This is a genomic window from Streptomyces tendae (genome assembly GCF_008632955.1).
Classification (GTDB): Bacteria; Actinomycetota; Actinomycetes; order Streptomycetales; family Streptomycetaceae; genus Streptomyces.
On the sequence record NZ_CP043959.1, the window covers coordinates 770,211 to 783,739 of the forward strand.

Annotated in this window: 12 protein-coding genes; 7 read left to right on the top strand and 5 right to left on the bottom strand. The window is 72.6% G+C overall.

All coding sequences use genetic code 11. The features are described 5' to 3' along the window. The first annotated feature begins 60 nt into the window (after window positions 1-60). Window positions 61-1,878 carry a GMC oxidoreductase gene (locus F3L20_RS03745; RefSeq protein ID WP_150152169.1) on the top strand — a complete coding sequence of 606 codons (1,818 nt, stop codon included), beginning with the start codon at window positions 61-63 and terminating at the stop codon, window positions 1,876-1,878. 120 nt (window positions 1,879-1,998) lie between these two features. On the opposite strand, the gene F3L20_RS03750 is transcribed toward F3L20_RS03745, so the two are convergent. Both F3L20_RS03750 and F3L20_RS03755 read right to left on the bottom strand, forming a co-directional pair. Beyond that, on the bottom strand, window positions 1,999-3,027 hold the full coding sequence (locus F3L20_RS03750) for an LPXTG cell wall anchor domain-containing protein (RefSeq protein ID WP_150152171.1): 1,029 nt from the start codon (window positions 3,025-3,027) through the stop codon (window positions 1,999-2,001). Window positions 3,028-3,598: 571 nt separating this feature from the next. After that, window positions 3,599-3,895, bottom strand: coding sequence for a chorismate mutase (locus F3L20_RS03755; protein ID WP_150152173.1), 297 nt, complete (start codon window positions 3,893-3,895; stop codon window positions 3,599-3,601). Between the two features lie 348 nt (window positions 3,896-4,243). On the opposite strand from F3L20_RS03755, the gene guaA reads away from it, so the two are divergent. Next, complete coding sequence (guaA, locus tag F3L20_RS03760; protein ID WP_150152175.1) at window positions 4,244-5,824, top strand: glutamine-hydrolyzing GMP synthase; 1,581 nt, start codon at window positions 4,244-4,246, stop codon at window positions 5,822-5,824. Between the two features lie 9 nt (window positions 5,825-5,833). Here the strand turns inward: guaA and F3L20_RS03765 are convergent, their stop codons facing one another. After that, entirely contained in the window at window positions 5,834-6,406 is a 573-nt protein-coding gene (locus tag F3L20_RS03765; RefSeq protein WP_150152177.1) for a pyridoxamine 5'-phosphate oxidase family protein, read from the bottom strand. A gap of 138 nt (window positions 6,407-6,544) precedes the next feature. Here F3L20_RS03765 and F3L20_RS03770 point away from each other — a divergent pair, with 138 nt between their 5' ends. The 3 genes from F3L20_RS03770 to F3L20_RS03785 all read left to right on the top strand — a co-directional run bounded on the left by F3L20_RS03770 (window position 6,545) and on the right by F3L20_RS03785 (window position 9,582). Further along, entirely contained in the window at window positions 6,545-7,339 is a 795-nt protein-coding gene (locus tag F3L20_RS03770) for a class II aldolase/adducin family protein (RefSeq protein ID WP_150152179.1), read from the top strand. A gap of 209 nt (window positions 7,340-7,548) precedes the next feature. Then, entirely contained in the window at window positions 7,549-8,829 is a 1,281-nt protein-coding gene (locus F3L20_RS03780; RefSeq protein WP_150152181.1) for a hypothetical protein, read from the top strand. A 225-nt stretch (window positions 8,830-9,054) separates the two neighbouring features. Next, window positions 9,055-9,582, top strand: coding sequence for a DoxX family protein (locus F3L20_RS03785; protein ID WP_150152183.1), 528 nt, complete (start codon window positions 9,055-9,057; stop codon window positions 9,580-9,582). 70 nt (window positions 9,583-9,652) lie between these two features. Here the strand turns inward: F3L20_RS03785 and F3L20_RS03790 are convergent, their stop codons facing one another. Together F3L20_RS03790 and F3L20_RS03795 are read right to left on the bottom strand one after the other, a co-directional pair. Beyond that, window positions 9,653-9,862, bottom strand: a complete 210-nt coding sequence (locus tag F3L20_RS03790) for a hypothetical protein (RefSeq protein WP_150152185.1) — start codon at window positions 9,860-9,862, stop codon at window positions 9,653-9,655. Next, window positions 9,849-11,303 carry a PspC domain-containing protein gene (locus F3L20_RS03795; RefSeq protein ID WP_150152187.1) on the bottom strand — a complete coding sequence of 485 codons (1,455 nt, stop codon included), beginning with the start codon at window positions 11,301-11,303 and terminating at the stop codon, window positions 9,849-9,851. The genes F3L20_RS03790 and F3L20_RS03795 overlap by 14 nt, the downstream gene beginning before the upstream one ends. A 179-nt stretch (window positions 11,304-11,482) precedes the next feature. Between F3L20_RS03795 and F3L20_RS03800 the strand changes: the two genes are divergently transcribed. Both F3L20_RS03800 and F3L20_RS03805 read left to right on the top strand, forming a co-directional pair. Beyond that, the gene (locus F3L20_RS03800) at window positions 11,483-12,775 is read left to right on the top strand and encodes an ATP-binding protein (RefSeq protein WP_150152189.1); all 1,293 of its coding nucleotides are present in this window, start codon (window positions 11,483-11,485) and stop codon (window positions 12,773-12,775) included. Then, the gene (locus F3L20_RS03805) at window positions 12,772-13,515 is read left to right on the top strand and encodes a LuxR C-terminal-related transcriptional regulator (protein ID WP_150152191.1); all 744 of its coding nucleotides are present in this window, start codon (window positions 12,772-12,774) and stop codon (window positions 13,513-13,515) included. Before F3L20_RS03800 ends, F3L20_RS03805 begins: the two co-directional genes overlap by 4 nt. The last annotated feature ends 14 nt before the right edge of the window (window positions 13,516-13,529 follow it).

The following is a 13,529-nucleotide window of genomic DNA, read 5'->3' on the forward strand; positions in this document are numbered from 1 at the left end:
CTTCCCGCCAGGTCCGCCCCCGGCACCCCGCTTCCGCAGAGCTTTCGACGAGGAGAGCACGTGTCACAGGAGAACCCCGCCCCCGCCCCGGACGACGACGCCGGATACGACTACGACGTCCTCGTCGTCGGATCGGGCTTCGGCGGTTCGGTCTCGGCGCTCCGGCTGACCGAGAAGGGCTACCGCGTCGGCGTGCTGGAGGCCGGCCGCCGCTGGACCCGGGAGTCCCTGCCGAAGAACTCCTGGGACCTGAAGAACTACCTCTGGGCACCCAGGCTCGGCATGTACGGCATCCAGCGCATCCATCTGCTGGGCAACGTGATGGTGCTGGCGGGCGCGGGCGTGGGCGGCGGTTCGCTGAACTACGCCAACACCCTCTACGTCCCGCCGAAGCCGTTCTTCGAGGACCCCCAGTGGGGCGGCATCACCGACTGGCAGGACGAGCTGGCGCCGTACTACGACCAGGCGCGGCGCATGCTCGGGGTGCGGCTCAACCCGACGATGACCCCCTCGGACGTGCACCTGAAGGCGGCGGCCCAGCGGATGGGTGTGGGCGACACCTTCCACATGGCGCCCGTCGGGGTGTTCTTCGGCGACGGCGAGGACGCCGACGGGACGGTGAAGGCGAAGCCGGGACAGGAGGTGCCCGACCCCTACTTCGGCGGCGCGGGGCCCTCGCGGCGGGCCTGTGCCGAGTGCGGCGAGTGCATGACCGGCTGCCGGCACGGCGCGAAGAACACCCTGAACGAGAACTACCTGTACCTCGCCGAGAAGGCCGGCGCGGTCGTGCACCCGATGACGACGGTCGTGTCGGTGACGGAGGACTCGCGCGGCGGGTTCGCCGTCGCCACCCTCCCGACCCACGACCGCCGCAAGGGCAGGGGCCGCACCTTCACCGCCCGCCGGGTCGTGCTGGCGGCCGGCACCTACGGCACCCAGACGCTGCTGCACCGGATGCGGACGGGCGGGCAGCTCCCGCACCTCTCGGAGCGGCTGGGCGAGATGACCCGCACCAACTCCGAGGCCCTGGTGGGCGCGCAGACCGACGACCGCCGCTACCGCAAGGCCACCGGCGAACCGAAGGCCGACTTCACCCGCGGGGTGGCCATCACGTCCTCGATCCACCCCGACGAGAACACCCACATAGAGCCGGTCCGCTACGGCAAGGGCTCCAACTCGATGGGCTCGCTGTCCATCCTCCAGGTGCCCTACGCCGACAACGCCTCGGGCGCGGTCCGGGTGCTGGGCTGGCTGGGCAACGCGGCCCGGCACCCCTGGCTGATGCTGCGGTCGCTGTCCAACCGGCGCTGGTCGGAGCGGACCATCATCGGCCTGGTGATGCAGTCGCTGGACAACTCCCTGACGACGTACCTGAAGCCGTCCGGGGTCGGCCGCGGGCTGCTCACCGCGCGACAGGGCCACGGCGCCCCGAACCCCAAGCAGATCAAGGCGGCGACCGACGGCGCGTCCACGCTGGCCGCCGAGATCAACGGCTTCGCGGGCTCCAACGTCGGTGAGCTGACGGGCATGCCGCTGACCGCCCACTTCCTCGGTGGCTGCGCGATAGGCGACTCCCGTGAGACCGGCGTGATCGACCCGTACCACCGGCTGTACGGGCACCCGGGCATCTCGGTGGTGGACGGGGCGGCCGTCTCCGCGAACCTCGGGGTCAACCCCTCGCTGACCATCACGGCGCAGGCGGAGCGGGCGATGTCGTTCTGGCCCAACAAGGGCGAGGCCGACGCGCGTCCGGCGCAGGGGGAGGAGTACCGGCGGCTGACGCCGGTCGAGCCGAAGGCCCCGGCCGTCCCGGCGGACGCGTTCGGCGCGCTGAAGCTGCCGTTCCTGGGGATGCCGACGGTGCCGCCGAAAAAGTAGCGCGGTGCCGGCCGTGGGAACGGCCGGCGCACGTCGAAGAGGAAAGGACCTGTGCCCCCCTCCGAGCTCAGGTCCTTTCCTCTTGTCCTGGGTTGCCGCGCGAGGCGCGGGCGCGCCGTGTTACGCCTCGGCACCGGCCTTGCGCCGGCGGACCACGACCAGCGCACCGGCACCGGCGACGACGGCGGCGCCGCCGACCAGGCCGATCACCGGCAGGGCGGAGTTCGAGCCGGTCTCGGCGAGGCTGCCGGTGACCTTCACCTCGCTGACCTTGTCGAGCTCCTTGACGCCGCCGGTCTGCGGCTTGGCGTCGTCCGGCTCACCGGCGTCGGAGCCGGCCGCGAGGATGTCGAAGAAGTAGAGCCAGCCGTTCGGGTCGTCGGCGACCCAGCAGCCCTCGGTGTCCGCGTACTCGGCGAAACCGCCGGTGAGGCCGAGCGCGTCCGGCACCTGGCCGCTCACGGAGAGCCGCAGCTGGTACGAGACGGACTGGCCCGCGCCGAGCGAGAACGCGGCGAAGGTGGCGCCCTCGCCCGCGGCCTCCGCGAGCGTGTTCCACTTGCCGGTGCCCTTGTCGTACGCCTGGACCGTGATCTTGCCGGAGTAGTCCCGGGCGTCCTCCCAGCCGATGGCGGCCACGCCGATCAGCGGCTTGATGTTCTTGATCTCCTCGTCGCCCCGGTTGGAGACGTCGAAGGAGAACGTGGTCCAGCCGCTGCCCGCGACGACCGTCTCGGGCAGGCCCGACAGACCGCTGCGGAGGTCCTCGCTGAGCCCGGCGGTGCTCTCGCCGTCCTCGTCGACGCAGAGCTCGGGGTCCTCCTCGACCGGGGTGCTCGCGCTCGGGCTCGGCGTGGGGGTGCCGGCCGACGGCGAGGCGGTGGTGGAGACGGTCGCGGACGGGCCGGCCGGCGCGGACGAGGTCGCGTCGGTGCCGGGCTGCGTCTCCTCGGTCTCCGGCGCGCCGGTGGACTCCGTCGTGGACGGGGAGGCCGAGACGGAGGTCTCGGTCGTGCCGTCCTCCGCGGAACGGCTCGCGGAGGTGGCGGGGGCGGGGTCGGTCGCGTGGGCGGCCGGGGCCGCGAGCAGCGCGGCGGGGACTATCGCTGCCGTCGCGGCCGCTGCGGCCAGGGCGCGGCGAAGCTTCATGAAGACCTCGGTGAGTCCGGTGTGCCGCGCGGTCGCGACACGGGGGGTAGCGCCTCCGTGCGGGGCGCACAGGTGTGATCCCTGAGATGTCGGTGAGTTCGATCACCGAGCCCCGCGGATGGTTGTCCTGACTCTCACGAAATCTTTACGTGATGTGGGTCACAGGGGAGTGCGCGCTCGGGGGGAGACCCGCGGCCGAACGGCGCCGGAACATGCGTCGGCCGGCTCCGGGCGTCCCCGGAGCCGGCCGTTTTCTCGCGTGACCGGAATGGCTGTCCCCTGCCGCCCGGTCACCTGTCCGGAGCGAGGTCCCACGACGTACGGCATGACCCGTGCGTCTCATCGCTCCGGCGAGCCACGCGTGGCGCTGCTCCGGCCCGCCCCTGGCTGGCGCGGACACCGGTACCAACGACCCGTCCGGGCCGCCGGTCACGCGCCGGACGGGTGAGAGGCGATGCGTACGTCAGTACCTGGAGCGCGCCTTCAGTGCCCGCGTCCTCAGTACCGGGAACGCGTCCTCAGTGCCGGGAACGCGGATTCAGCGCCGGACACGCGGATTCTGATCGTGGAATCAGATCTTGCCCCGGCACAGCTCCAGCAGGGTCATGGCGAGCGCGGTGCCCGGCTTGCCGAGGGCGTTCCGGTAGGTGGCGAGGATCTCCATCTCGCGGGAGAGGTTCACCCGGCGGCCCCCGGAGGCGATCCGTTCCTTCTGGATCACGGCCGACACGGCCATCCGTTCCTGCACCAGACCGATGATCCGGTCGTCGAGCGCGTCGATCCGCTCGCGGGCGTCGCTGATCAGTTCGGCGGCCTCGGCGGTGCGGGCGCCGGTCTTCTCGGTGGGCTCGGTGGTGGTGGCGGTCATCTCGGGGCTCCTCGGTGAGTGGTGGTGCGGAGCCTCCGGAGCGAAACGGTCCGGGAAACGACAGGCGCCCCGGACCTTGTCGGCCCGGGGCGCCTGGGAAGTCGCTTGTCAGTTGCTCAAGCAGCACGACCATGGCAGCCGGCGGGCCGGGTGCCATAGGTAAAGAGGAAGGTCGGGTGCGTGAGCATGCGGCCAGTATGCCCGGCAGGGCGGGTTGGTCCAAAGCCCGGCCGGATGCTGAGACGGGGGTCTTCGGAGCCGGGCGGTTCCCGGTCCGGGACCGACCCCGCCGCCACCTCGGTAGAATCGGGAGGCACAAGACCCCTCCCCACCGCCGGAAGGCACCTCGTGTCATCAGCGACTCCCGCTGCCAACGCGCCCGACACCGTCCTGGTCGTCGACTTCGGCGCGCAGTACGCCCAGCTCATCGCCCGTCGCGTCCGCGAGGCGCGGGTCTACAGCGAGATCGTGCCGAGCACCATGCCGGTCGCGGACATCCTCGCCAAGAACCCTGCGGCGATCATCCTCTCCGGCGGCCCCTCGTCCGTGTACGAGGAGGGTGCCCCCCGCCTCGACCGCGAGCTCTTCGAGGCAGGCGTCCCCGTCTTCGGCATGTGCTACGGCTTCCAGCTCATGGCGCAGACCCTGGGCGGCCAGGTGGACAACACCGGCGCCCGTGAGTACGGCCGCACCGACCTCCACGTCGCCCGGAACTCCTCCACCCTCTTCGAGGGCACCCCCGAGGAGCAGGCGGTCTGGATGTCGCACGGCGACGCCTGCTCCGCCGCCCCCGAGGGCTTCACCGTCACCGCGTCCACCGACGTCGTGCCGGTCGCCGCGTTCGAGAACGACGAGAAGAAGCTCTACGGCGTCCAGTACCACCCCGAGGTGATGCACTCCACGCACGGGCAGCAGGTGCTGGAGCACTTCCTGTACCGGGGCGCGGGCATCGAGCCGAACTGGACCACCGGCAACGTCATCGACGAGCAGGTGGCCGCTATCCGCGAGCTGGTCGGCGACAAGCGTGCCATCTGCGGCCTGTCCGGCGGTGTGGACTCCGCCGTCGCGGCCGCCCTGGTGCAGAAGGCCATCGGCTCGCAGCTGACCTGCGTCTACGTCGACCACGGCCTGATGCGCAAGGGCGAGACCGAGCAGGTCGAGAAGGACTTCGTCGCCGCCACCGGCGTCCAGCTGAAGGTCGTCGACGCCGAGGAGCGCTTCCTCACCGCCCTGAAGGGCGTCTCCGACCCCGAGGAGAAGCGGAAGATCATCGGCCGGGAGTTCATCCGGGTCTTCGAGCAGGCCCAGGCCGAGATCATCGCCGACGAGGGCCCCGCGGTGGAGTTCCTGGTGCAGGGCACCCTCTACCCGGACGTCGTCGAGTCCGGCGGCGGCACCGGCACCGCCAACATCAAGTCCCACCACAACGTGGGCGGCCTGCCCGAGGACCTCGAGTTCAAGCTGATCGAGCCGCTGCGCCAGCTGTTCAAGGACGAGGTCCGGATGGTCGGCCAGGAGCTCGGCCTGCCCGAGGAGATCGTCCACCGCCAGCCCTTCCCGGGCCCCGGCCTCGGCATCCGCATCGTCGGCGGGGTCACCAAGGAGCGGCTCGACCTGCTCCGCGACGCCGACGCCATCGCCCGCGAGGAGCTGACCGCGGCCGGCCTGGACCGGGACATCTGGCAGTGCCCGGTGGTGCTGCTCGCGGACGTCCGCAGCGTCGGCGTCCAGGGCGACGGCCGTACCTACGGTCACCCGATCGTGCTGCGCCCGGTCTCCAGCGAGGACGCCATGACCGCCGACTGGTCGCGGCTGCCGTACGACGTCCTCGGGAAGATCTCCACCCGGATCACCAACGAGGTGCGGGACGTCAACCGGGTCGTGCTGGACGTCACGTCCAAGCCGCCGGGCACCATCGAGTGGGAGTAGTCCCCGCGGTCACGTCCGTTTGAGAGTGCGCACCGGCTCTCCGGGCTTCCAGACCTGGACGACGAGGAACTTCTCGTCCTCCACGGAGGTCCGTACGACCTCCGTGATCTCGGTGCGGAAGAGGTGGAACGGCTCCGGCGGTTCCACCTCTTCGGCGTACCTGGACCGGGTCCCCGTGTCCTCCTCCGGGACCTCGGCCGCCCGGCCGGAGATCCGCACGTCACCGCCGCCCATGGTCGTGCCCTCGCCCGGATTGGCCTGGAGCGCGAAACGGGGGTCGCGCCGCAGGTCCAGCGCCTTCAGGGAGTCCGGCATCATGCCGAACCACAGCTCCCCGTCCACGAAACGGACCTCCAGGCCCGTCGTGCGCGGCGAGCCGTCCCTGCGCAGGGTCGCGAGGACGTGGTGGGTGTGGGCGGCGAACCGCTCCTCGACGGTTCTCGCCAGCCCGGGCTCGGCCGCGGCGAAGGACCGCCAGCTCAGTCCGTCGCCCGACCTCGTGTCCGTGCCGTCCCTGTTCGTGCCGTTCGTGCCGTTCGTGCCCGTGCCGTCCGTGTCCGTACTGCCCGTGTTCGTGCTCATGGGATGAGTGTGGCCCCGATACCCGACATCTTCTGTCGGTTATCCGCGGGTACCCGGTGTTACGGAACAGAGCTGTCGTACGGCGCGGCCCACGGGTAACTTCCGCCCCGTACGCGAACCCCCCCCGCGGGAGGACTCATGCACGGGCCCACTCCGCCCCTGCCGGTGCCCACCGACAAGCTGCAGTTCGCCATGCCGCCCATGCACGAGTCCGTCGAGGACGAGCGGAAGCACCGCAAGGAGCGGCTGGCGGGAGCGCTGCGGCTGTTCGGGCGGCTCGGCTACGAGGACGGTGTCTCCGGGCACATCACCGCACGCGACCCGGAGTTCAGCGACTGCTTCTGGGTCAACCCGTTCGGCATGCCGTTCCGGCACGTCACGGTGAGCGACCTGGTGCTCGCCAACCAGGACGGTCAGGTCGTCGAGGGCGGGCACCACGTCAACCAGGCCGCCTTCGCCGTCCACGCCCAGGTGCACGCGGCCCGGCCCGACGTCGTCGCCGTCGCCCACTGCCACTCGGTGCACGGCCGCGCCCTCGCCGCCCTCGGCGAGCTGCTCGACCCGATCACCCAGGAGAGCTGTGCCTTCTACGAGGACCACGCCCTCTACGACGCCTACACCTCGGTCACCGTCGACCCCGAGGAGGGCCGGCGCATCGCCGCCGCGCTCGGCTCCCGCAAGGCGCTGGTGCTGCGCAACCACGGGCTGCTCACCGTGGGCGACTCGGTGGACGCGGCGGCCTGGTGGTTCGTGACCATGGAACGCTCCTGCCAGGTGCAGCTCACCGCGCGGGCGGCGGGCCGGCCCGTGCGGATCGACCACCGGCAGGCGGTCGCCACCCGGGAGCAGTTGGGCGGGGACCTGGTGGCGTGGATCAACTACCAGCCCATGTGGCGGGACATCACCCGCAGCGAGCCCGATCTGCTGGACTGAGCGCGCGGTGTCCGCCGCCGGGTGGGGTGCGTCAACCCGGCGCCCGCGGGTTCACCCGTGGCGACCGGGCCCGGGGAACGGCAGGGCCGTGTCGTAGGGCACAATTCGCTCTCGTCACGGGGGAGTTGTCCGGTGGCCGCCGACGCGGTCACCGACGCCGGTCGTGGTGGTGTGTCGAGATGTCGGGTGTGGGGAAGGCGGCTGCGGGCGTGGCGGTGCAGGAGGCGAGACAGGGCGGCGCGGACGCGGCCGCCCACGAGGGCGGCTGCACCTGCGGGGACTGTCCGCACGGGGCGCGTGAAGGACATCGGCGCGCGGTCGCCGCGTTCCTGCTGAAGCGGGACGAGTACGCCACCGGGCAGGGCCTTCCGGCCGCGGTGGCCCACTCCCCGTCCGCCTCCCGGCAGTGGGTCTCCGAGGAACTCGCCCAGGCCGCCGAGGCCGTCGCCGAACGCGGCCGGGCCGAGGGCGCGGCCTGGCTGGCCCGGCTGTGGCGGCGGACCGCCGTGGTGGTCTGGGCGTGCGTCGTCCTGCTGCTGCTCGGGCAGGCGCTCACCGCGATCGGCGCCGGGTGGACCAGCGCCCGCACGGCCGGGCTGCTGGCCGCGGTGCTGGTCGCGGGGGCGCTCACCGCGGCGTCCTGGTTCCACCGGGCGCGTGGTGGTGCGCTGGCCCCGGTCGTCGGGGAGGACAACCGCCTCTCCACGTCCCGTGCGGTCGCAGGCTCCTGGGTGCTGTTCCTCGCCTTCGCGGTGCTCGTGCTGGTGGGGAGGCTCGCCGCGGCCTCCGGGCCCCGGGAGCGGGACGCGCTGATCGACGGGCTCGACCTCGCCCGCGGCGCCGGTGTGGTGACGGTGCTGGCGGTGGTGAGCGGTATCGCGGTGCTGGTGCGCCGCGTGGTCGGGCTGCGGGTGCAGGGGCAGCGGCTGCAGAAGGTGCGCGCCCACCGGCCCAGGGCGGCGGACCTGCTCACCGACGACTCCGGGCGGGGCTCCTTCGCCGACATCCAGTACGTCGTGATCAACGCCGTCGCCCTGGCGTTCGCGGCGGTACGGCTGGCGCGCCGGCCGGACCAGCTGCCGGACCTGCCGTGGGGGCTGGCCGTGGTGGTGCTGGTGTCGGCGGGCACCTACCTCGCGGGCAAGTACGCCGAGGGCGGGCGCCCGGTGATCCTGTCGGTGGTGCGGGCCCGGGAGGCCGGTGACCTGGACGGGCCGATCCGGACCGGCGACGACATCGAGATCCGGGGCACCGGCTTCGTACCGGCCGGAGCGCAGGGCGCCGACCGGCTGGCGCGCATGGTGGTACGGGTCGGCGCGGTGAACGTCCATGTGCCGCTGGTGCCGGTGGTGGGCGGCTTCGACAACCCCGCCGACGACCTGCTGACGGTGCCCGTGCCCGCGGAGGTGGAGCCCGGCCGGGTCGAGGTGCAGGTCGTCACGGCGGCCGGCGTCGAGACCAACCGGTACGCCATCGACGTCACCGAGTAGCGGCCGGAGCGGAGGGGCCGGACCGGCCGGAAGGGGACAGGGCCGGAGGGCGAAGGGCCGGGAGAGAACGCCGGAGGGGCCGGAGTGGACGGAGGAGCCCTGAGCGGCCGGGCGCCGGGGGCCGGCCGCTTCCTGAGAAAACGCTGTCGGCCGGGTTCAAGCGGCGCCGGGTGCCGTACGTTCGGTCTGTCCAGGTGGGCCCGGCAGTGAGAGGCAGCGGACGAGATGACGCACGGCACGCGCGCAGACACGTACTCCCCCCGTCCCGACAGAGACGGCGACGGCGACCTGCGGGACCGCGCCGCCCGCTACGCCCTGCTGCCCCTGCGGATCTTCCTCGGCGTCACCTTCGTCTACGCCGGTCTCGACAAGCTCACCGACAGCGCCTTCCTGAAGGGCTCGGGGGCCGGATCGATCGGCGACATGATGCGCGCCGTCCGGGACTCCTCCGCCGTCCCCGGGCTGGTCGACATGGCGCTGGAGAGCCCCGTCGGCTTCGGGTACGCCATCGCCTTCGGTGAGCTGGCCGTCGGGATCGGCGCCCTGCTCGGCCTGCTCACCCGGATCGCCGCCCTCGGCGGCGCGCTGATCTCGCTCAGCCTGTGGCTGACCGTGAGCTGGGCCGCCGACCCCTACTACTACGGCAACGACCTGCCCTACCTCATGGGCTGGATCCCGCTCATCCTGGCGGGGGCGCCGCTGCTGTCGGTGGACGCCGTCCTGCGCGCCCGGCGGCGACGCGGCGTCGCATAACCTCCTGTCGGCTGTCGGCTGTCGGCTGTCGGCTGTCGGCTGTCAGTTGTCGGCAGTCGGGGTCGGCTCCTCAGGGGACCCGCCGGGCACGGCGGCGGCGGACCTGTCCGGTCATCAGGCCCACCGCACCGGCCAGACACAGGCCACCCACGACGACCGGGATCACCACGAACCAGGGGGTGTCCCAGACGCCGCCCGCGTCACCGCCGTAGACCACGGCGGCGGCGACGAGTGCGGTGCCGGCGATCAGCCTGCCGGGCTGGAACTCATGACGTAGCACGGGTCACCTCCGCCTGTCCCGCGCCGACCCTGAGGTCGAGGCGGAGCGTGCCGGCCTTCGCGGAACCGGCGGGCGGCTCCAGGGTCATCCGCTGATGCTTGCCCGGTGCCACGTCCACGTCCTTCCGTCCGTCGCCCGGCAACTGGATGTCGCCCACTCCCACCTCGACGTTCAGCCGGACGGTCACGTCCCGGGGGACGATCACATGGATCCGGCCCAGTCCCACCTCGACCTGGGTGGAGACGGAGTCGCCCGCCGGGACACGGATCGCCGACAGGTCCAGCTCCCCCTCACCCGCGCCCAGGTCGTACAGCGGGCGTATCTGGGCGACCGAGGCGGGCTGCCAGCCGGTGCGGGTCCAGTCGGTGCCGATGTCCTCGGGCACGGCGGTGGAACCCGCGAGCAGACCCGCCGTGAGGATCGCGAGGACGATCGATCCGGCTCCCGTGCGGCCCAGGAAGGCGCTGACGGCCACGCCGAGGCCGGTGACACCGAGGGCGGCGGCCAGACCGGTCTGCAGGCTGGTGCCGAGGGGCTGTGTGTCCCAGGTCAGGCCGATGCCCAGGCCGGCCGCGAGCAGGGCGAACAGGAACACCCAGCCGCCGATCCCGCGCGGCCCGCGCTGTCTCGGCGGGCGCGCCTGCGGCGGGCGCACGCCGTCCCGGACGCCCCCACGGGTGCCGGAGCGGACGCCGACGCCGACGGCGGTGGCGATGTCCAGGTCGCGGGAGTCCTCGGGGCCCCACAGATAGCCCGTCCCCCCGACATAGGTGCCGTCCTTGACGATGGGCTCGCGCCACCACGACGGGTAGGCGGCCGGGATCGGCGGAGCCTGGGGCTCCGGCGGGGCGTCGGCGGCGGCCTGTGCGGCTATGGGGTCCGGGCGCTCGGTGCCGCGCCGCCGCGACCAGTAGGCGGCACCGCCGAGCAGCAGGGACAGTATGACGGCGAAGCTCAGCACGCCGTCGTTGCTCAGCATGGAGAGGAAGACGCCGCAGCCGACCAGCGCGAACAGCACGGCCGCCAGGGTGTGGCCGTCGACCCGGCCGGTGAGCAGCCTGCGGACCTGGTTCTCCTCCTCGTCGTCGTACGGGACGAACAGCCAGGCGAAGCCGTAGAAGATCAGGCCGATGCCGCCGGTGGCCGACAGCACCGCCAGCGTGATCCGGAAGATCACCGGGTCCATGTCGTACTGCCGGCCGAGCCCGGAACACACCCCGCCGAACATCTGGTGCCGTCGGTCGCGCCGGAAGTGCGGCTCCGGGGCCGACGGCTCCGCGCCGCCCGGGGCTCCGGCCGCCGCGGCGGCCGTCCCCTCCTTCCCCGCGCCCGCGCGTCCGCCCGCACGCGGCGCGTCCGCGGCGGTCGCGCCGGACCGGGGCCCGGGGCGCGGGTCCTGACCCGCGCCCGGACCCGCCGCGGCATGCTGGTGATCCGTCATGGGTCCATGGTGACGGGCGAGCAGCCCCCGCGGCAGTGGGAACGACCCTGGCCGGACCCTGATATCCGTCCCCGAGCGGCGGCCCGGGGAGCGTCCGGCCGTCCCCGAGAACGGGATCAGGGGAGTTCTAGGGGCCGACCCTGATGCCCTCCCTCGCACGGCATGTGACCATCGTTGCCATGTCGGAAGCCGCAGCAGCGCCCCTCGCCGAGCCGCGGCCGCCGCGCAAGCTCTACCGCAGCAGTGACGGACGCTGGCTCGGTGGAGTGGCACGGGGGCTCGCCGGACACCTCGGCCTGCCCGTGATCTGGGTGCGCCTCGCGTTCGTCGCCCTGTTCATGGCCGACGGTCTCGGGGCCCTGCTGTACGCCGCGTTCTGGTTCTTCGTCCCGCTCGGCGTCGGTGGCGTCGACGCGCAGAAGCCCCCCTCGCCGATAGGCACCGAGACCTCTCCGGACGGCCGGCGCAGACTCGTCACGCGGAAACCGGACAAGGGACAGATCGTCGCCCTGCTCCTCATGGTCGTGGTGGCCATGATCTTCGTGGGCAGCGTCAACCTGACCAACGGCGCCCGGGCCTACCTCTGGCCGACCGTCCTGGTCGGCGCGGGCGTGGCCCTGGTGTGGCGGCAGGCGGACAACGCGCGCCGGGCCCGCTGGATGGAGGTCGGCCGCCGCCGGCGCACGATGACGCTGCTGCGGGCCGTCGCCGGTGTGCTGCTGGTGACGGCGGGCGCGTCCGGGATCTTCGTCCTGCGGGGCTCCGGGAGTCACCTCGGCGCGGTGCTGCAGGCCGCGCTCGCGGTCCTCGTCGGCATCACCCTGCTCGCCGGCCCCTACCTGGTGCGCATGACGCAGGACCTCTCCGAGGAGCGCCTGATGCGCATCCGGGCGCAGGAGCGGGCCGAGGTCGCCGCCCACGTCCACGACTCGGTGCTGCACACCCTCACCCTGATCCAGCGCAACGCGGACAACGCGGGCGAGGTGCGCCGGCTGGCCCGGGCCCAGGAGCGCGACCTGCGCGCCTGGCTCTACAAGCCCGAGGGCAACGGCAAGGACGAGGACGAGGAGCCCACCACCCTCGCCGAGGCCGTGAAGCGCAACGCCGCCGAGGTCGAGGACAAGCACGGCGTCCCCCTGGAGGTCGTCGTCGTGGGCGACTGCCCCCTGGACGACAGGATCGGCGCACAGATGCAGGCCGCGAGGGAAGCGATGGTCAATGCCGCCAAGTACGGTGGCGAGGGAGGCGCGGTCCAGGTCTACGCGGAGGTCGAGGGGAAGACGGTGTTCGTGTCCGTCCGTGACCGCGGTCCCGGGTTCGACCTCGACTCGATACCCGCCGACCGCATGGGCGTCAGAGAATCGATCATCGGCCGCATGGAGCGCAACGGCGGCACGGCGCGGCTGCGCGCGGTGCCGGACGGCGGCACGGAGGTCGAGCTGGAGATGGAGAGGGCGGAGAAGACGTCATGAGCGAGCCGACCGAAGCGAACGCAACCGCGGGAGCGGCACCGGGGGCCGGGCCCGCGGAGCCGGCCGGCGGCACCGGAGGGCGCCATGTGCGCGTCGTCCTCGTCGACGACCACCGCATGTTCCGTACGGGGGTCCAGGCGGAGATCGGGCAGACCGAACAGACGGGCGTCGAGGTGGTCGGCGAGGCCGCCGACGTCGACCAGGCGGTCACGGTCATCACCGCGACCCGCCCCGAGGTGGTCCTGCTCGACGTGCATCTGCCCGGTGGCGGCGGCGTGGAGGTGCTGCGCCGCTGCGCCCCGTTGATGGGGGACACCGAGCAGCCCGTGCGCTTCCTGGCGCTGTCCGTGTCGGACGCGGCGGAGGACGTCATCGGGGTCATCCGGGGCGGCGCCCGCGGCTACGTCACCAAGACGATCACCGGCACCGACCTGATCGACTCGATCTTCCGGGTGCAGGAGGGCGACGCGGTCTTCTCACCGCGGCTGGCCGGTTTCGTGCTGGACGCCTTCGCCTCGACCGACGCCCCGCCGGTCGACGAGGACCTCGACCGCCTTACCCAGCGGGAGCGGGAGGTGCTGCGGCTGATCGCCCGCGGCTACGCGTACAAGGAGATCGCCAAGCAGCTGTTCATCTCGGTGAAGACGGTGGAGTCCCATGTCTCCGCGGTGCTGCGCAAGCTCCAACTGTCCAACCGCCACGAGCTGACCCGCTGGGCGACGGCACGCCGACTGGTGTGAACCGGCGCCACGCC

Coding starts and splice junctions, on each gene's coding strand:
- F3L20_RS03750 (WP_150152171.1), bottom strand. CDS start 3,027: ATGAAGCTTCGCCGCGCCCTGGCCGCAGCGGCCGCGACGGCAGCGATA.
- F3L20_RS03755 (WP_150152173.1), bottom strand. CDS start 3,895: ATGACCGCCACCACCACCGAGCCCACCGAGAAGACCGGCGCCCGCACC.
- F3L20_RS03765 (WP_150152177.1), bottom strand. CDS start 6,406: ATGAGCACGAACACGGGCAGTACGGACACGGACGGCACGGGCACGAAC.
- F3L20_RS03770 (WP_150152179.1), top strand. CDS start 6,545: ATGCACGGGCCCACTCCGCCCCTGCCGGTGCCCACCGACAAGCTGCAG.
- F3L20_RS03785 (WP_150152183.1), top strand. CDS start 9,055: ATGACGCACGGCACGCGCGCAGACACGTACTCCCCCCGTCCCGACAGA.
- F3L20_RS03795 (WP_150152187.1), bottom strand. CDS start 11,303: ATGACGGATCACCAGCATGCCGCGGCGGGTCCGGGCGCGGGTCAGGAC.
- F3L20_RS03800 (WP_150152189.1), top strand. CDS start 11,483: ATGTCGGAAGCCGCAGCAGCGCCCCTCGCCGAGCCGCGGCCGCCGCGC.
- F3L20_RS03805 (WP_150152191.1), top strand. CDS start 12,772: ATGAGCGAGCCGACCGAAGCGAACGCAACCGCGGGAGCGGCACCGGGG.